An 18,405-nucleotide genomic window follows, 5' to 3' on the forward strand; every position below is an offset into this window, starting at 1 on the left:
CGAAAAACACACAAAAAACAACGAGAGTCCCCGATCAGAGGGGACCAGCCCACAAACCAGAGAGCCGCCCGCAGTAAAACGGCTCAACCGACACAGAGGAACGACGACAATGTCCCATTTCACTCTCTCGCGCCGCGGCGTGATGATCGGCATGGCTGCCGCAACCACATTGCCCCGCATCGGTTTTGCGCAAACCGGCACGCCCGTGCAGGGCGGCACCCTCAAGATCAGCCACTCCACCCGGATTGCAACGCTCAACGTGTTGTCAAACTCAGGCCCTGCCGAATATCCGGTGATGGATATGGTCTATTCCGGTCTGACACGCATTGGCGTTGATACCCGCCCGGTGCCCGATCTGGCCGAAAGCTGGACGGCAAATGACGACGCGACCGAGTTCACCTTTCATCTGCGCCACGGCGTCACCTTCCATGACGGCACCCCCTTCACCGCCGATGATGTGGTTGCAACCTATGAGTTGATCCTGAACCCCGACACACCCGCAGCGGCCCGTTCGGTGCTGGATATGGTAGAGGCCATCGAAGCGACGGACGATCATACCGTCGTGTTCCGCCTCAGCGTGCCTTACGCGGATCTGCCGACCTCGACCGCACATACCAATGCGCGGATCATCAGCCGTGCCGCGGCCGAGGCGCCCCTGACCGAGCTGGACACCAACGTCAACGGAACCGGGCCCTTCAAGCTTGAGGATTATGACAGCGCCCGGATCACGCGACTGGTGAAAAACGACGATTACTTCATCGAGGGCAAGCCCTATCTCGATGCGGTCGAGATGCATCTGTTCCCGGATCTGGCCGCCGAGACCGCCAATTTCCTGTCCGGCGATATGGATGTGATGCTGACCGTGCAGCAGGCGGATTATGAACGCATCGCAGGCTCTGCCGGGGTCGAGGCGCAGCGCGTGCCCTCGGGCCGGTATGTGAATGTGGTCATGCGCTATGATCAGGCGCCATTCGACGATCTGCGGGTACGTCAGGCGCTGGCCATGTCCGTCGACCGCCAGTTGCTGGTTGATATCGTGCTTGAAGGTCTGGGCCGTCCGGCCAATGACAATATCCTGTCGCCGGAATTTCACTATGCGGTCGACGCCCCTGCCATCCCGTATGATCCCGAAGGCGCGCGGGCCCTGCTGGCCGAGGCCGGGTATCCCGATGGCATCGACCTGACCCTGGTTGCATCGAACCGGCCCGCGATCCGGGTGCAAACCGCCATCGCGATTCGCCAGATGGCACAGCCCGCCGGCTTCAATATCGAGGTCGAAACGATGCCCCATGACACGTATCTGGCGAATGTCTGGATGCAGGGGCCGTTCTATATGGGCTATTGGGGGATGCAGCCAACCGAGGATGGCACCTTCAACCTGCTGCTGACATCGGATGCATCCTATGAGGATACAGGCTGGAAGAATGCCGAATTCGACGGTCTGGTCGAACAGGCCCGCAGCACCCCGGACGAGGCGGAACGTGCCGCGCTTTATACGCAGGCGCAGGAGCTGATCCTGCGGGACAAGCCCTATATCATCCCGTTCTTCGAGGATGTGCTGACCGCCAGCCGCGACGAGACGGAGGAATGGACGGTCGCGCCCATCTCCCGGTATTACTATATCGAGAACGTATGGCTCGACCGGAACTGACCCTGTGTCATTTGGCTACCTGATCCGGCGGCTGTTTTCGGTCCTGATCGTCCTTGCCATCGTGACCTTCGCGGTCTTTGCGGTGACGATGATCCTGCCCGGCAATGCCGCAATCATGATCCTTGGTGAGTATGGCTCGCCGGATCAGGTGGCCGCACTTGAACGGCAACTGGGGCTCGATCAGCCCTGGTATCTGCAATATATCGACTGGGTCAGCGGGTTGCTGCAGGGTGATCTGGGCATGTCTTTGCGCCTGTCCCGGCCCGTGGCCGAGGTGGTCGGCGATGCATTCTGGAATTCCGCTGTTCTGGCCCTGACAGCGCTGATCACCGTGACGGTGATCGCCGTGCCCCTTGGAGCGCTGGCCGCGATCAAACGCGGCAGTGTCTGGGATCTGTTCATCGGCTTTGTGTCCTATATCGGGGCCTCGATGCCCGAATTTGTTACCGCCACCCTGCTGCTGGTGTTTCTTGCCGGGCCCTCCGTGGGCCTGTTTCCGGCCGGCGGCTATGTCGCGCCATGGGAAGACCTTGGCAGCTTTCTGGGGCATGTGGCCCTTCCGGCCACAACCCTGGGTCTGATCCTGATGGCCCATATCGCCCGTCAGGTCCGCAGCGAGATGTCCGACGTTCTGTCCAGCGACTATATCCGCGCCGCCCGGCTGAAAGGCCTGCGCGAAGGGCGGGTCCTGCGGCGCCACGCCCTGCCCAATTCCCTGGCCCCCGCCGTGGCCGTGATTTCGCTGGATATCGGCTATCTGCTGGGCGGCATCATCGTGGTTGAGGAGATATTCGCCTGGCCCGGTCTGGGCCGGTTGCTGATCTATGCGCTGGAAAACCGCGACCTGCCTGTCATTCAGGCGATCACATTGCTGCTGGCAACGGTTTACGCCCTGTCGAACCTGCTGTCCGATCTGGTGATTGCCTTTCTCGATCCACGGGTCCGGTATGAGTAAGAGCTTTCGCAACCCCCCTGCCCTTGTTGGCATTTCCTTGCTGACAATTGTGCTTTGCGCCGCAATCTTCGGCCCGTTTCTGGCCCCCTATGATCCACAGGCCTTTCACCCTGCCAACCGGCTTGAAGGTCCGTCTGCCGCCCATTGGCTGGGCACAGACCAGTTTGGGCGTGACCTGCTGTCGCGGCTTCTGAACGGGGCGCCCGCAACCATCTCTTTCGGTCTTGGGGCAACGATACTGGGGGTTGGCGCAGGCACCCTGATCGGCGTTGTCGCGGGTGTTGCCGGGGGCTGGGTCGACAGCCTGATCATGCGCGTGCTTGATGGTCTTCTGGCGGTGCCGGACCTGTTATTCACCCTGCTGATCGTCACCATACTGGGCGGCGGCATGGGCGAGGCGATGCTGGCCGTCGCGATTGCCTTCACGCCGGGCATGGCCCGGATCTCGCGCAGTTCGGTTCTGTCGATCCGCACCCGTGAATATGTGCAGGCCGCCGTCGCCCGTGGTGAAACCGGCGGCTATATTGTTCTGCGCGAAGTGATGCCGAACGCCCTGGGCCCGATCGTGGTTGAGGCCACAATCCGCGTCGCTTTTGCGATCATGATCGGGGCCACACTGGGCTTTCTGGGGCTGGGGGCGCAACCGCCCAGCACAGAATGGGGGCTGATGGTGGCCGAAGCCCGGCAATTCATGTTCCGCAATGCCTGGTGCGTGGCGGTGCCCGGCGTCGCCATCGCCATCGCAGCACTTGGGTTCAACCTGTTCGGCGACGCCCTGCGGGACAGCCTTGACCCAAGCCGGAGCCACTGAGGCTATGGAGCAGACAATCACGCCCCTTCCCGGCAGCGCGCAACCGGTGCTTGATATCCGCGACTATTCTCTCAGCTATCAGACCGATGCAGGCCCGGTGGAGGCGCTGAAATCCATCAACCTGACCGTTCCCCAGGGGCAGACACTTGGCCTTGTGGGCGAATCCGGCTCCGGCAAATCCTCACTGGCCTGGGCGATCATGCGGTATCTGCCCGCGAACGCGACCGAGCCGGGCGGGCAGATCTGCCTGAACGGGGAAGATCTGCGCCAGAAAACCCTGCCGCAAATTCTGGAAATCCGGGGCCGCCGCATCGCCATGGTGTTCCAGGACCCCAGCACCTCGCTGAACCCCACCATGCGGCTGGGGGAGCAATTGGCCGAAACGCTGATGCGCCACCGGAACCTTGATCACGATCAGGCCTGGGCCGAAGGTGAGGCCGCGCTGACCCGCACCGGCATCGCCCGCCCCAGACAGTTGATGCAGCGCTTTCCGCATCAGGCATCGGGGGGCGAAAAGCAACGCGTGGTCATCGCCACCGCGTTTGCCTGCGCCCCGGAACTGATCATCTTCGATGAACCGACAACCGCGCTAGATATCATAACCGCCCGGCAGATTCTGGACCTGTTTACCGAGCTTCGGGCCGAAACCGGTGTTGCAGCCCTTTATATCTCCCATGATCTGGGGCTTGTGTCGCGCATCGCCCAGAGTGTCGCGGTGATCCAGAAAGGCGAGATTGTCGAACAGGGCCCCTGTGAAGAGATGTTCCGCGCGCCGCGTGCCGCCTATACCCGCGCCCTTCTTGCCGCCGTCCCCCGGCCCGGGGACTGGCAGGGGGCCACGCCACCCGAACCGGGTGCCGCGCCGCTGCTCAGCACCGATACTGTCAGTGTGGAATATGGCCGCCCCTCGGCCTTTGCCCGGCTGATCGGGACAAAGGCCGAAGGGGTTTTCGGTGCGAAAACCGTCAATCTTGCGGTCCGGCCGGGGGAATTGCTTGGGATCGTAGGCGAATCCGGCTCCGGCAAATCGACCATGGCAAAGGTCTTGTCGGGCCTTCAGGATTTTGACGGAACCGTCACCTTCCATGATCGGCATTTCACGACCCGCCGCCAGATCGACACAGCCTATCGGCGCCGCGTTCAGATGGTGTTCCAGCATCCCGATGGTTCCCTCAACCCGCGCCAGCGTATCCGCGAGATCCTGTCCCGACCGCTGAAGCTTTATGATCTGGTGCCAAAGGCGGATCGCGCGGCGCGGATTGCCGATCTGCTGGAGCAGGTCCTGCTGCCGGCGGATTTCGCGAACCGCTACCCCTATCAGCTTTCGGGAGGCGAGAAACAGCGCGTGGCCATCGCCCGGGCCTTTGCCGCCGAACCCGATGTGGTGATCTGTGACGAAATCACCGCCTCGCTGGACGTCTCGGTACAGGCCTCGGTCGCGAAGCTGCTGATCAGGCTGCAAAAGCAGACGGGAACCGCCTGCATCTTCATCACCCATGATATCAACCTCGTGCGTCAGCTCGCCCATCAGATCATGGTCATGTATCGCGGTGAGGTTGTGGACCGTTTTGCCACATCCGAGGCCACCACGCCTGACCGCCACAGCTATACCCGCGATCTGCTTGATGCGGTGCCCGTGCCCCGCGGCGCGGCCCCTGACTTTGACGAGGTGAAACCATGACCCAAACCGCCCTCGACCTCGCCCGCAATATCGACACGCGCGCCTGTCTCGACACCCTGTCAGACATGGTGCGCCACAAAAGCTATTCCGAAACGAAAGGAGAGCGGGACCTCGCCGCCCATATGGTCGATATCATGCGCAATATGGGGCTTGAAGCCGAGCTTCAGCCGGTGGCGGGCGAAAGGGTCAATGCGATTGGCATCTGGCGGGGGACCGGCGGCGGCAAAAGCCTGCTGTTCAACGGCCATCTCGACACCAACCCGGTGACCGAAGGCTGGACTGTCGACCCCTGGGGCGGGATCGTAGATGAAGATTTCATCTATGGCATCGGCGTGTCGAATATGAAGGCTGGCGATGCGGCCTCCCTGTGTGCGGTGCAGACTCTGATCAAGGCCGGCCGGCGTCTGAAGGGCGATGTGATCCTGACCTATGTGATCGGTGAACTTCAGGGTGGTGTGGGCACTCTGTCTGCGGTCAAAGCCGGAACCCGCGCGGATTATTTCATCAACTCCGAACCGACCGACCTGCAAGCCGTCACCATGCATGCGGCCGCCTTCACCTTCATCATCGAATTGGAAGGGATCACCCGCCATCTGTCCAAACGCGAAGAGGCCGTGGATGCGATCCTGGCTGCAACCGCGCTGATCCCCGAACTGAACGCCATGACATTTTCAGACGCCCCCAGTGACGACCATCGCGCGATCAACCGGGTCCATGTGGGCACTGTGGAAGGTGCGCTTGGGCGCGAAATGCACAAATGGCGCCCACCCCAGGTTGCCGATTTCGTGCGGATCACCGGATCGGGGCGCTATGGTCCGGGCCAGACCGAAACCTGCGCACTGGCTGATATACGCAATGTTCTCGACCGGCTGGAGGCCCGCACCCCCGGCCTCAAGGCCACGCTGCGCACGGAACATCGTGATGGCAATCCGATGATGCCGGCCTTCGAGGTTGCGAAAGACGCCCGCATCGTCACCGCCCTGTCCCAGGCCTATGAGGCGATCCGCGGCACGCCCCAACCTGTCGGCGCGATCACCCCGCCAGGCTATTACGGCACCGATGCGGGCCATCTTTGGGCCGAGGGAGGCATGGAAGGGGTGGTTTGCGGCCCGGGCGGCAAATACAACACCATGCCCGATGAACGTGTGGATGTGCCCGATTACCTCGACATGATCCGCATCTACCTGATGACCATGGCGGATATCTGCGATCTGGAGTGACCCATGACCGAAACCGCCGAGATATCCGGCACCACCCGGGATGGCCGACAGGTCTCCCTGCGGTTTGCCGAGGCGGAACATCGCCAGCGGATCGCCCGCACCCGCCAGTTGCTGCGGGATCGTGGGCAGGCCGCCCTGCTGATCTTTGCCCAGGAAAGCCATTATTACCTGACCGGATTCGACACGGCTGGCTATGTGTTTTTTCAGGTCGGGATCGTGACGGCGGATGATGGCCCGCTGATCCTGCTGACCCGCACACCTGACCGGCAGCAGGCCGAGGTTGCCTCGCTTTACGACGATATCCGCATCTGGCTGAATGCCGAAGATGCCACCCCCGCGCATGACCTGCGCGCGATCCTCGCAGATCTGAACCTCGCGGGGGAGCGGATCGGGGTTGAATTCGACACCTATGGCCTGACCGCCGCAAACGGGCGTCTGGTCGAGGCCGCGCTTGCCGGGTTTGTCACGCTTGAGGATGCCTCGAATCTGGTCCGCAACCAGCGGCTGGTGAAATCCGCCGCTGAGCTGGACCATATGCGCGTTGCGGGCAACCTGGCTGACGCCGCTGTTGAGGCCGCGATTTCCATCACCCGGACCGGCATTTATGAAAGCGCGCTGAGTGCGGCCTGCCTGACCGCCATGTTGCAGGGCGGTGGCGATGTGCCCTCGGGCGGGCCGCTGGTCAATTCCGGTGAACGGGCGCTTTTCGGACGGGGGATCGGTGGACCTCGCCGGATTGAGAAAACCGATCAGGTTCTGGTCGAACTGGCGGCCTCCTATTGCCGCTATCATGTCTGTATCGAACACACGCTGATCTTGGGCACCCCCGACCCGCGGCAGGAACGGATGCTGGACATCGCCGCTGACGCGCTGGCACAGGTCAAAGAGGCCGCCCGGGCGGGGACCGAACTGGGCCAGCTTGATGATATCCATCGCCGGGTGCTGGACAGGGCCGGATTCGCCAAAGCGCGTTATGCGGCCTGCGGCTATGCGCTGGGATGCACCTTTCGCCCCACATGGATGGATGTGCCGCCGATGATCTATTCGGGCAATCCACTGATGATGGCACCGGGCATGGTATTCTTTGTCCACATCATGATCCCCGACACCGAAACCGGCCTGACCGCGGGCGTGGGCCAGACCTTTGCAATCCGTGAGACCGGCCCGCCCGAAGTGTTCAGCGCTTTGCCGGTTGACCTCTATCGCTGCTAGAGCAGAAATCTATCGCCAGTCTTGGACGCCGCGTGCAATTTTGTCTAGCAAACATAAGAGCGTTTCACGTTCATTGGGGTTCAAAGCACTCAGCATTTTGGCTTCGGATGTCGCAAAACCAATCATAATCCGGTCATGCACCTTTTGACCTTCCGGCGTGATGTTCAAAACCTGCCGGCGCGTATCCACCTTATCTTTCTCGCGCAGCAAAAAGCCCTTCTGCTCCAGCGATGACACCGCCCGACTGACCGTGTTGGACGGCTGTTCTGTCACCTCGCAGATGTCGCGCGCATAAAGACCGCGCTGAAAACTCAGACACATTAACACGGTGAGTTCGGGGCGGATCAGCCCAGTCTCCCGCTCCATTTTCCGCAACTGCGGTTCACGCCAGAAGTTCGTCAAGAATGCGATCCGGTATCCAATGGGAAACGGGGTCGCGTCGAGGATGTCGATCAGTTTCATATTTCAAACCTAGCCCTGAAAAAAGGATTGCTCCAGATGGAAATATATTGTTCCATGTGGAGCAATATGCGGGGAGGACGTAGTGAAACGAGGGGAGCATGCCCTTGCGGTGTTTGCAGTCGGATTGCTGATTCTGATGGCGGCAATCGTGGCGCAGGTCATCTGCAGCGCCTTGGATGTGAACCCTCTGGCCGAATTTACGACCGACTGGGCCCTGATCGGCGGTGCCGTAACGCTGAATTCGCTGCTTGATTTGCAATGGCACCTGCTGGTCGTCGCGGGGCTGTTGCCTACGGGATTGGTATGGCTGCGCGATGTCCACGTGCGCGTTGATTTCCTCTACCAGAACCGCAGCCGCGCGACGCGCGCGCGGATCAACCTCATCGGCAACCTACTCTTCGCCACGCCGTTCCTTGCCCTTGCCCTACCCGCCTCGTGGAATTTCATGATACGCGCATGGACCTCGGACGAAGGGTCCCGCAACGGGGGGCTGAATGATCTCTGGCTGGTCAAAACCGTGCTGCCTTTGGGGCTGGCCCTTCTGGCCATAGCCATCCTGTTTGAAACCCTCCGCCTGATCCGTGTGGCCAGATGAGCGAGAGCCTCCTCCCTCTCGCCATGGCGGCGCTCACGCTCATTGGCATTCTCGCAGGATACCGCGTGGGCATGGTGCTGGCGGGTTCTGCCGCGATTTTCATCCTGATCTCGGACCTGCCAACGGCCTTCTTTAACCTGCTTGTCAGCCGGATTTACGCCAATGTGTTGTCCAACTGGCTACTGGTGGCGATCCCGATGTTCATCCTGATGGGCCTGATTTTGGAAACGTCAGGCGTTGCAGAACGCTCCCTGCGCGCGGCACAACGTGCCCTCGGCGGCAGTGCGGGTGGGATGGGCGTGTCGGTTCTTGTGATCGGCGTCCTGCTTGCAGCCTCATCCGGCATCGTCGGCGCGTCGGTGGTTCTGCTGGCCCTCCTTGCCCTGCCTCGCCTTGAAGAAGCAGGCTATGACAAATCCACCTCTGCAGGGCTGGTCGCGGCTTCGGGCACGCTCGCCATTCTGATCCCGCCCTCGGTCATGCTGATCGTGCTGGGCGACCAGTTGCAAACGCCTGTGCCGGACATGTTCGCAGGTGCCATCGGGCCGGGGCTGATGCTCGTCGGGGCCTATGCGGCCTATGTGATATGGCGCGCGCGCGGATTGCCCGCGATGCCGCAGACCCATCGCGTGTCCCTGTGGCAGTTGCTGTTCGACCTTGGCCCATTGCTGTCCCTCGTGGTTTGCGTTCTGGGGTCGATCATTGCAGGGCTGGCAACCCCGACCGAAGCCAGCGGCATCGGGGCCCTTGGTGCGCTCCTGATCACCGTTCTTTATGGCCAGTTCAGCATCGGCATGCTGATGACCGCCGCCAAGAAAACCGTCGTGACCACCGCTGTCGTGCTCTTCGTGATGATCGGGGCCACTTGTTTTTCCGCCGTCTTCAAAGGCGTGGGCGGTGATGACCTGGTTGAGGCGGGGATCATGGCCTTTGGCACAGATCCCTACACTGTGCTGGCCGTCGTCATGGGCGCGATCTTTCTTTTGGGCTTCGTGCTCGACTGGCTGGAAATCACGCTCATCCTGATGCCGATTTTTGCACCCATCGTGGCGGGGCTCGACTTCGGCAACGGGCTGGCGGGGCAAGATATCCTGATCTGGTTCGGTATCCTTGTTGCCGTCAACCTGCAGACCTCATTCCTGACACCGCCCTTTGGCTTTTCGCTCTTCTACTTGCGGGGAGCGGCGGGCGACCGGCTGACCACCCCGCAAATCTACAAAGGCGTGGCACCGTTCATTGCATTGCAAGTCGCAGTGCTGGTGCTGCTGATCGTATTCCCCCGGCTGATCACCGGGTTCACATCATGATAGGGAGGAACCTCATGAAAACCACACTGATCGCCGCATCCGTCGCGGCCCTTGCAGCAAGCGGCGCTTTGGCCGACAGCTTTACAATGCAAAGCGCCTTTCCCGGCCTGCCCGTGCTTGACCCGACGGCACAGCGGTTCGTCGAAAACGTCGCCACCCTAACCGGCGGCGAAGTCGATTTTGACTATCTGTTGGCTGGTGAGTTGTCCCCGCCGACTGAAATTTTCGACAACGTCAGCGTGGGGGCCATTGATGCCGGCTGGTCCTTTGCGGCCTATGCGGCGGGTAAAGAACCGGCAGCGGCTCTCTTCGGCTCGGTGCCCTTTGGCGGCGACCCCCTGTCTTACATCAGCTGGCTGCATCACGGCGGCGGGCTGGAGCTGTGGCAGGAGATGTATGAACCCTATAATATCGTGCCAATGGCCTGCGGTGTGATCCTGTCGGAGGCAGGCGGCTGGTACACATCCGAGATCAACAGCCCCGAAGACCTGCAAGGCCTCAATATCCGCATCGGCGGCTTGGGCGGCGAGATACTTGGCAGGCTGGGGGCCAATGCGACAGGTATCCCCGTGGGCGAAATCTCAACGTCACTGGAAACCGGTCGGCTTGATGCCACAGAGCTCAGCTTTCCTCTCGTCGATGTCTTGCTGGGCTTCGATGAGGTTGCCAAAAACTACTACTTCCCTGGCTGGCACCAACCGGCAGGCTTTATCGAATTCTATATGAACAAGGATAAATGGGACAGCCTGACAGATCAGCAGCGCACCGCAATCGAAGTGTCCTGCGCGGACGCGAACCTCTATGCGATGGGCGTAGCTGCGGGTGCGCAAAGCGAAGTTCTGGACCAGTTCCGGGCCAACGGCGTCAACGTTCAACGTTTCCCGGACAGTGTTCTGGACGCACTGCGCGAAGCGGCCGACGAGGTCTATGCTGAGAACGCCGAAAACGACCCGATGTTCAGACGCGTGATCGAAAGCTACCGCGCATATGCTGCGGCATATAACGAGTATCAGGCGCTTTCAGATCTCAACTAAGCCCAAAGGCGCGCCTTGTCTTTTGGCGGGGCGCGCCACCACAAAGGCTGTTCCATGGGTTATCACTTATCAGATTTCGGGTCCTACACCGCGGGCGGGCGCATCCATCAGGTCACAACCGGCACGCCCAAAACCGTGCAGTTCACCCGCACCGCGTCTTACGAGGTTGACCCGCGCGGTCATTTCGCAGTGGAACATGCCTATGTCCAATATTTCATTCCTGAGGCCCGCAATACTGACCCCCCTGTGGTGCTGATCCACGGCGGCGGCATGTCCGGCACCTGTTGGGAGACGACGCCCGATGGCCGCCCCGGCTGGCTGCATCTGCTGTTGCAACGTGGCTATGAGGTCCATGTGGTCGACAATGTCGAACGCGGTCGCGCGGGCTTTGCCCCCAGTCTGTGGGAGGGCGATCCGATCCTGCGCAGCATGGAAGAGGCGTGGGTCCTGTTTCGTATTGGCACCCGCGAAGGCTTCGCAACCCGCACGGCTTTTAAGGGCCAGCAATTCCCCGTCGCGCAGTTTGATGCCTTTGCGCGCATTTTTGCCCCGCGATGGCTGCACACCACGCCCCTGCACACTCAGGCGCTGCTGGACGTGCTGCGCAAAACCGGCCCTGCGATCGTCGTCTGCCACAGCCAGGGCGGTGAGATTGCCTTTGACGCACAGGCCGCAGCCCCCGACCTGTTCCGCCGCATCATCGCCCTCGAACCCTCAGGCGCACCTGCGACAGCATCGGTTTTGGGCAATACCCCTCTGACCATCGTGGCGGGTGATTTCTTGGACTGTGCAGAACATTGGCAAGATCGCTCAACAGCCTGGGCTGCCCTTTCGACACATAACCAGAATTTCAGGCTGTTGGCCGAACCCGACCTGCCCCGCGGGCACAGCCACATGCTGATGATGGATCACTTGAGCCACAACCTGTTCGACCTGCTTTTTGGCTAAAGCGTTTCGACTTTATGTTGAAACGCTATAATGGGAAGACGGCCGCGACGTCAAACCTGATGGGGTGGATGGCTCCTGCTTCAATCGTCGTCGCAATGCGCCATACTGCAAATGTCCATATCTGCAGCGCACGCAACTTATCAATGGTCTGCGTGATATGGTGGCCGAGCTTGGCGTTTACATTGCAAGAGGTCTCGCTCGGGTCATCGGTTTTGCTCAAGATATTCTTGTAGATGAAGTTCTGGACCTGCCCGAGATTGCCAATGAGGTGATCCACAATCTCTGCAAACAGGTCATCGCACTGCATGCGCGGGTGACGGTCGAAAGCTGCCAAGCCGCACCGGGAAAATTTTGCCAAAGGATCGACGGCTTTCAGGCCGTCCGCTCACCCCGCAATGAATAACTGACGCGGAAAATTGGTCAGCCGTTCAGACCCCGTCTCGGTGATCGCAATCGTCTCGGACATGCCGAACCCCCGGGCCAGCACATAGGTGTGAAAGGTCATCCCCGGCTCGAAGCACCAATCCGCACCGGGCGCGGCCTCCAATGGCTCTCCGCCAGAGGGCTGAAGCAGTAAACCGACGGAATAGAAGGTCTTGTTGGTATAGGTCTCGCGCAGCCCGGCAGACAGCACACCTTCGCGGTAAATCGTGTCAGGCACCCGGGCAGATATGCCGGGGGCCACCTCGGCCAGGGCGGCATCCTGTATCGCGATCAGGTTTTCGACCACCCGGTGATCCTCCTCACGGGCGCTGGCCACCCGGATCGGACGCATGAACCGGGCATGGTAATGGCGGACATTCGGTGTGGTCTCGATCTGCACGATATCGCCATGTTCAAGAACCCGGTCCGAATAGCCGCCATGCAGGTGGAACGCCCGCTCACCCGAGGACATGACACCGGGGCCGGGCAGATCACTGCCCGCGCGGATCATCGCGGCACAAACCTCGGCGGCCATCTCCCGCTCGCTGACGCCCACGGCAGCACTGTCGATTGCCGCGCGCATCCCGGCCTCGGCCGCCTTGCCCGCGCGGCGCTGATAGGCAATCTCGGCCGGGGATTTGATCAACCGCATCTGCCGCACAAGATCACTTTCATCCTGCCAGAGACAGCCCGGCAGGGCCGCTTGCAGACCGTCGAACCGATCAACCGACAGCGGCCAGGCGGCTTTCTCGATCCCCAGTTTCGCAGTGCTGCCCAACCGCGCGCGGATCGCCTCCGCCGCCACCGCGATCCGGTCATCGCTGTCGCGCCACATCGCCCGGTCGGGATAGACGCAGGTGGCATCAAGGTAATATTCCTCAACATCCCTGCAAAACACCGCAGGCAGCCCCTCTGCCGGAATGATCGCAAACTGCAATGTCCCGTAACCCCGGGTGAAATACCCTGTCACCCAGGTCACCGTTTCGGGCTGGAAGGCGATCAGACCGTCCAGACCGCCGGCGCGCAAGGCGGCCTGCACACGGGCAAGCCGGGCATCATATTCGCGTTTCTCGAACCAATAGGCGGTCTCGACCACTCTCTTCCCTTTCTGTCCGGGTTTGCGGGGCTGTCCGGGTTTTCGGGCTCAGCCCTGCACAATAAAATCCACAAAGCGGGTCAGCATCGTCTTGGCCTGCAGTGCCGGGTCCGCAGTTGCTTTCAGAACGTCGATATCGGCCCCGTCTGCCTCCATCCGGCTGCGGTTCTGTTCAAACCAGACCGGGGCCTGGGCGGCCGTGATTTCAGGATGCCCCTGGATGCCCCAGAACGGCCTGTCGCGATAGCGCCAGATGTGATTGGGGCAGATGTCGGAATAGGCAAGGATCGTCATATCCGGGTGATCGCCGCGCACCTCGTCATTGTGCCAGACGAACATATGCACGTTCTCGTCCAGATCGGCAGCGATAGGGTCGTCTTTTGCGGCCCTGGTGACCGGCAGGTCCTTATATCCGATCTCGCAATGGTCGCGGCGAAAGACCTGATCGCGACCGCAGAGCGCCGAGGCCAGAATCTGGCTGCCAAAGCAGATGCCCAGTATCGGAATGCCCTTGTCGGCAGCATCGGTGATCAAGTCATGTTCGCGGGTGATAAAGTCGATATCTTCATAGGCGCCATGGGGGCTGCCGGACAGGAAAATACCGTCATATCCTTCCAGACTATCCGGGAATTCACCGCCATAGGCCCAGTATCTGTCAAGCTTCAGACCCCAGCCTTCAAACCGTTCGTCAAGCTTTGCAACTGACTGAAAACTCCTCCCGTTTCCGAGATAAAGCAGGCGCGTGTCTGGCATGATATTTCTTTCTCCGGCTGCTGAATGATGGTATACCAACGGTGTTCCAATCGCAAGTGCCAGAACAGGAGACCGCCCGCCATGCGGATTGATCTGAACGCCGATCTTGGAGAAGGCTTTGGCCCCTGGACCATGGGCGATGATCTGGCCATGCTGTCACTGGTCAGCACCGCGAATATCGCCTGCGGCTTTCATGCAGGCGACCCCGAAACGATGCGGCAAACGATCGCCACGGCAAAGACCCGCGGTGTCGCCGTGGGTGCGCATCCCGGATATGATGATCTTCTGGGGTTCGGGCGGCGACCGGTCGCGGGCATCACGGCAGGCGAGATCGAGAACCTGATCGCCTATCAGACCGGTGCGTTTCAGGCCATGGCCACACTTGCCGGGCATCCCGGCACCCATGTCAAAACCCATGGCGCCCTTGGCAATGCCTGCGCCGATGAGGATGATCTGGCGGATGCGGTCGCACGGGGCATTCGTGCCGCCGACCCCGGGCTTGCCTTCATGGTCATGCCCGGCACCGCAACCGCGCGGGCGGCCGAGAGGTACAATCTGCGCCCGATCCGCGAAATCTATGCCGACCGGAGCTATGCGGACAATTTCAACCTGACCCCGCGCCGAATGCCCGGCGCGATGATTGAAGACCCGGATCATGCCCTGTTGCGGGTGCTGGATATGATCCGCGAAAACAGGATCACCTCGGAAAGCGGCAGGCAGCTGGATACCGGAATTGACAGTGTCTGCATCCATGGCGACAGCCCTGCAGCCGTTGCCATGGCGACGCGCCTGAAACAGGGGCTGGAAGAGGCAGGCTATACAATCGCACCGGCTGCCAGCGCAGATTGAGACCGGCATTCCCGGATTCTCACCGGCGGGTATGATTCTGCTGACGGTCAAAACCGTCCCTGCCATATCCCCGCACCGGGCACCGGGTTGTTGACAGGTAAAACCGGCGCGGATGTGGATAACCGGGGATTCTGCATAAAAAGCAAACCGCTATCTATTCCTGCGCGACCAGACCCGTTTGCGCAATCGTTAAACCTTGACTGGTTTATCGTTTGCGCATTATACAATTCGCATAGTTCTTTGGGAGGAAATCATGCGACATTCGATTAAGGCGGCCTTGGCCGTTTCTGCTTCTGCGTTGGTGTTCAGTGGCGATATCGCCTCGGCCGAGATCACCGGACCGATCACATTCTTCACCCATTTCGGCACGTTCCAGACAAATGGCCGGTGGGATGACTGGACCGCAGAATTCGAAGCCCTTTACCCCGGCACCGATGTTGAGGTCATCGTGGTCGATGGCTATCGCCGGGAAATGCCGACACGGCTGGCTTCGGGCGATTATGGCGACGTTCTGAATGTTCTCGACAATCTGCCGCCGGATCAATACGCGGAATTTTACCTGCCACTGAACGATATGGAACTGCGCGACACGCATATGTTCGTGGACCGCTATACCGTTGATGGCAATGTCTATGGCTATATCTATGGCGCCAATGCCGAAGCGGTTGTCTATAATCGCAGCGCGTTTGAACGCGCGGGCATCGAAAGCGTCCCGACCACCCGCACCGAACTGTTTGCAGCCTGCGAAGCGCTGAACGAGGCGGGGATCACCCCCTTCCAGATCAACATGGGTGCCGGTTGGCCCATGCAGCAATGGGACAAGGCCGCGCTGCTGTTTGCAGGCGATGGCGGCTATTACGAAGACGCGCTGGCCAGTGCCACACCCTTCTCGCCCGATGAACCTTACGGGGAGTCGATTTCCTTTGTGCATGACCTGTTCGAGGCAGGCTGCACCGAACGTGATTACACCGCCAATAACTGGGACCAGTCCAAGGCAATGCTGGGTGTCGGTGAGGCCGGAATGTGGTTCCTGGCCAACTGGTCGGTGCCGCAGGCCATCGCCTCTGGTGAGGCACTGGGCATGGAAAATGTCTCGGACGATCTTGGCATGTTCCCCCTGCCGATTGATGACAGCGGCAGCCCCGCCGTCCTGCTGAACCCCGACTGGGCGATTGGCGTCTCGGCCAATTCGGACAACCCGGAAACGGCAATGGCCTGGGTGGAGTTTCTGCTGACCCAGACCGATGTGGCCAATGAGGCAGGGTTCATCCCCGGCGATACCCGGATCGAACCGACATTGCCGCAACTGGTCGAGCTGCTGGCACCGGAACCGCCGATCATCGAATCCGAGACGCCAAGCTCTGCCTTCAAGCAGGCGATGGCAGATGCCCGTCTGGACTTCATGGCGGGCACCTATATCCGCGATCTTGTCCTGGCAGATGATTTTGCAGCAGCCATCGCGGATGTGAATGCACGCTGGGACCGGGCAAACGGCAACTGACTCACTCACGGGGGCGCGCCACGTGCCCCCCCCTGTGTCATCTCTGGCGGCATTGCGCCGTCGGGGGTGACACATCCACCGCCGCACCGAAAATTGCGATTTCCCTTGTCAGGAGCTGGTTATGGGACCGTTAACTGCGCAGTCGCAGCGTCGGCTGGTTATTGTCGGCTTTCTGGTTGTGCCGCTGTCCATGCTGACGCTTTTCAGCCTCTACCCTTTTGTCCAGTTGATCTGGTATTCGATGACCGATTGGGATGGGTTGTCGCGAAGCTCGAATTTCATCTGGTTTGAAAATTACCGGCGCATCTTCACCGAAGATCGCATTCTGCTCAGCCCGCTGATCAACTCTCTCTATTACTTCATTGGCTCGCTGATCCAACTGGCGATGGCGACCTATTTCGCGGTGATCCTGAACCGTGGCATGCCCGGGTCGAACATGTTCCGCATGTTGCTGTTCATGCCCTTCGTGCTGAACTCGGTCGCGGTGTCGATCATCTTCCGCGATTTTCTGCAGATCGAGGGCGGGCTTGACGCGCTGATGCATGTGGTGGGTCTGGGCGATTATACTCAGGAATGGGTGCAGAACCCGGCAATCGTGAAATGGTCGCTCGTCTTTGCCTCGATCTGGCGCTATCTGGGCTTTCAGCTTCTGATCACCTATGGCGCGCTTCAGGCCGTCCCCCAGGACCAGTACGAGGCCGCCCGGATCGAAGGCGCCGGTGAGTGGCAACAGTTCCGGTTCATCACCTTCCCGACCATTGCCCCGGTTCTGGGCCTTCAGATCATCCTGTCGACCGTTGGATCGCTTGAGGTGTTCGATGTGCCCTTCCTGATCACCGGCGGGGCCAACGGCACAAAAACCTTCATCATGGCCACCCTTGAAGAGGCGTTCGAGTTTCGACGCGTCGGCATGGCCGCCGCCATGGCCATCATCCTGCTGAGCTTCGTGATGCTGGTGATCATCCTGCAACGCGCGCTGTTTGACCGGGGGGGCACGAAATGACCGCCGAAAGCACCACCACGCCCCCGGTCGCAAATACGGGCCGGCACAATCGGCTGCGCCGGAAACTGACGCCGCAAAAACTGTTCTGGAACGGGTTTCATTACCTGTTCCTGACCCTCGCCTCCTTCATTGTGGTCGCCCCGCTCTACATCGCTTTCATCAGTTCTTTCAAAACGCCGATAGAAATGCTGAGGGGCGAAAAGACCGACTGGCCGGAAAATTTCGGCAGTCTCACAAATTATTGGGAATTCTTTGACCGCGCGATGGTGGGAACGGCATTTTACAACACGGTGTTTGTGGTGACCGTGTCACTGGTGATCGTGACGCTGATCGGCACCATGGTGGCCTATGTGGTTGACCGGTTTCGCTTTCCCGGGCGGCGGCTGATCCTGCTGGCCTATGTCGTGGTGATGGCAGTGCCGCATATCACCACACAGGTTTCCCTGTATCAGGTGATCCTGACGCTTGGCCTGGTGAACAGCAAATGGGCACTGATCGTGCTCTATTCCGGGGCGGATATCGTATCGCTTTATATCTTCATCGTGTTTCTTGGGTCGATCAGCCGCGAGGTTGATGAAAGCGCCCGGATCGAAGGGGCAAACTATTTCCAGATCTACTGGAAGATCATTCTGCCACTGATGACGCCCGCGATCTCGACCGTGGTGATCCTGCGCACGATCCACATCTATAACGATTTCATCCTGCCCTATCTCTACACCCCAAGGGTCGAGGATTCGACCGTCTCGATGCTGCTTTACCGGGCGAATGACATGATGTCCTCGACCACCGAGGCGATCCTGATGGCCGGGATCATGATCGTGATCGCGCCCACATTGATCGCCTTCCTGCTGCTGCAACGGCAAATCGTGTCCGGCATGATGCGCGGCGCGGTGAAAGGGTAAGA

At 60.4% G+C, this 18,405-nt stretch carries 18 protein-coding genes; 15 read left to right on the top strand and 3 right to left on the bottom strand.

Going from position 1 to position 18,405, the window contains the following annotated elements; all coding sequences use genetic code 11:
* Nucleotides 1–109: 109 nt before the first annotated feature.
* The 6 genes from E2K80_RS11935 to E2K80_RS11960 are packed head-to-tail and all read left to right on the top strand — an operon-like array spanning nucleotide 110 to nucleotide 7,530.
* Nucleotides 110–1,651 (top strand): ABC transporter substrate-binding protein, encoded by a 1,542-nt coding sequence (locus E2K80_RS11935; RefSeq protein WP_135375209.1) that lies wholly within the window; start codon nucleotides 110–112, stop codon nucleotides 1,649–1,651.
* Between the two features lie 4 nt (nucleotides 1,652–1,655).
* Nucleotides 1,656–2,606, top strand: a complete 951-nt coding sequence (locus E2K80_RS11940) for an ABC transporter permease (protein ID WP_135375210.1) — start codon at nucleotides 1,656–1,658, stop codon at nucleotides 2,604–2,606.
* Complete coding sequence (locus tag E2K80_RS11945; protein ID WP_135375211.1) at nucleotides 2,599–3,417, top strand: ABC transporter permease; 819 nt, start codon at nucleotides 2,599–2,601, stop codon at nucleotides 3,415–3,417. The genes E2K80_RS11940 and E2K80_RS11945 overlap by 8 nt, the downstream gene beginning before the upstream one ends.
* 4 nt (nucleotides 3,418–3,421) lie before the next feature.
* Complete coding sequence (gene nikE / locus E2K80_RS11950) at nucleotides 3,422–5,098, top strand: nickel ABC transporter ATP-binding protein NikE (protein WP_135375212.1); 1,677 nt, start codon at nucleotides 3,422–3,424, stop codon at nucleotides 5,096–5,098.
* Entirely contained in the window at nucleotides 5,095–6,318 is a 1,224-nt protein-coding gene (locus E2K80_RS11955; RefSeq protein ID WP_135375213.1) for a M20 family metallopeptidase, read from the top strand. The genes nikE and E2K80_RS11955 overlap by 4 nt, the downstream gene beginning before the upstream one ends.
* Nucleotides 6,319–6,321: 3 nt before the next feature.
* Nucleotides 6,322–7,530, top strand: a complete 1,209-nt coding sequence (locus E2K80_RS11960) for a M24 family metallopeptidase (RefSeq protein ID WP_135375214.1) — start codon at nucleotides 6,322–6,324, stop codon at nucleotides 7,528–7,530.
* Nucleotides 7,531–7,539: 9 nt separating this feature from the next.
* On the opposite strand, the gene E2K80_RS11965 is transcribed toward E2K80_RS11960, so the two are convergent.
* Nucleotides 7,540–7,992, bottom strand: coding sequence for a MarR family winged helix-turn-helix transcriptional regulator (locus tag E2K80_RS11965; RefSeq protein WP_135375215.1), 453 nt, complete (start codon nucleotides 7,990–7,992; stop codon nucleotides 7,540–7,542).
* Nucleotides 7,993–8,074: 82 nt separating this feature from the next.
* Between E2K80_RS11965 and E2K80_RS11970 the strand changes: the two genes are divergently transcribed.
* The 5 genes from E2K80_RS11970 (at nucleotide 8,075) to E2K80_RS19630 (ending at nucleotide 12,279) form a co-directional block, all read left to right on the top strand.
* On the top strand, nucleotides 8,075–8,587 hold the full coding sequence (locus E2K80_RS11970; protein ID WP_135375216.1) for a TRAP transporter small permease subunit: 513 nt from the start codon (nucleotides 8,075–8,077) through the stop codon (nucleotides 8,585–8,587).
* On the top strand, nucleotides 8,584–9,894 hold the full coding sequence (locus E2K80_RS11975; protein WP_238475518.1) for a TRAP transporter large permease: 1,311 nt from the start codon (nucleotides 8,584–8,586) through the stop codon (nucleotides 9,892–9,894). The genes E2K80_RS11970 and E2K80_RS11975 overlap by 4 nt, the downstream gene beginning before the upstream one ends.
* Nucleotides 9,895–9,908: 14 nt before the next feature.
* Nucleotides 9,909–10,928: a TRAP transporter substrate-binding protein gene (locus E2K80_RS11980; protein WP_238475519.1), complete on the top strand. Its 1,020-nt coding sequence runs from the start codon at nucleotides 9,909–9,911 to the stop codon at nucleotides 10,926–10,928.
* Nucleotides 10,929–10,982: 54 nt separating this feature from the next.
* Nucleotides 10,983–11,876 (top strand): alpha/beta fold hydrolase, encoded by an 894-nt coding sequence (locus E2K80_RS11985; RefSeq protein ID WP_135375218.1) that lies wholly within the window; start codon nucleotides 10,983–10,985, stop codon nucleotides 11,874–11,876.
* 157 nt (nucleotides 11,877–12,033) lie between these two features.
* Entirely contained in the window at nucleotides 12,034–12,279 is a 246-nt protein-coding gene (locus E2K80_RS19630) for a hypothetical protein (protein WP_238475520.1), read from the top strand.
* On the opposite strand, the gene E2K80_RS11995 is transcribed toward E2K80_RS19630, so the two are convergent.
* Together E2K80_RS11995 and E2K80_RS12000 are read right to left on the bottom strand one after the other, a co-directional pair.
* A complete protein-coding gene (locus E2K80_RS11995) occupies nucleotides 12,262–13,395 on the bottom strand; it encodes a M24 family metallopeptidase (protein WP_135375219.1) in 1,134 nt (377 codons plus the stop codon). The genes E2K80_RS19630 and E2K80_RS11995 overlap by 18 nt on opposite strands.
* Before the next feature lie 48 nt (nucleotides 13,396–13,443).
* Nucleotides 13,444–14,148, bottom strand: coding sequence for a type 1 glutamine amidotransferase (locus E2K80_RS12000; protein WP_135375220.1), 705 nt, complete (start codon nucleotides 14,146–14,148; stop codon nucleotides 13,444–13,446).
* 81 nt (nucleotides 14,149–14,229) lie between these two features.
* Here E2K80_RS12000 and E2K80_RS12005 point away from each other — a divergent pair, with 81 nt between their 5' ends.
* From E2K80_RS12005 to E2K80_RS12020, 4 genes are all read left to right on the top strand, one after another.
* Nucleotides 14,230–14,997 carry a LamB/YcsF family protein gene (locus E2K80_RS12005; protein ID WP_135375221.1) on the top strand — a complete coding sequence of 256 codons (768 nt, stop codon included), beginning with the start codon at nucleotides 14,230–14,232 and terminating at the stop codon, nucleotides 14,995–14,997.
* Between the two features lie 253 nt (nucleotides 14,998–15,250).
* Entirely contained in the window at nucleotides 15,251–16,498 is a 1,248-nt protein-coding gene (locus tag E2K80_RS12010; protein WP_135375222.1) for an ABC transporter substrate-binding protein, read from the top strand.
* A gap of 121 nt (nucleotides 16,499–16,619) precedes the next feature.
* Nucleotides 16,620–17,501, top strand: coding sequence for a carbohydrate ABC transporter permease (locus E2K80_RS12015; RefSeq protein ID WP_135375223.1), 882 nt, complete (start codon nucleotides 16,620–16,622; stop codon nucleotides 17,499–17,501).
* Nucleotides 17,498–18,403, top strand: a complete 906-nt coding sequence (locus tag E2K80_RS12020) for a carbohydrate ABC transporter permease (protein ID WP_135375224.1) — start codon at nucleotides 17,498–17,500, stop codon at nucleotides 18,401–18,403. Before E2K80_RS12015 ends, E2K80_RS12020 begins: the two co-directional genes overlap by 4 nt.
* Nucleotides 18,404–18,405 lie beyond the last annotated feature (2 nt).

It is taken from the genome of Rhodophyticola sp. CCM32 (assembly GCF_004751985.1).
GTDB lineage: Bacteria > Pseudomonadota > Alphaproteobacteria > Rhodobacterales > Rhodobacteraceae > Rhodophyticola.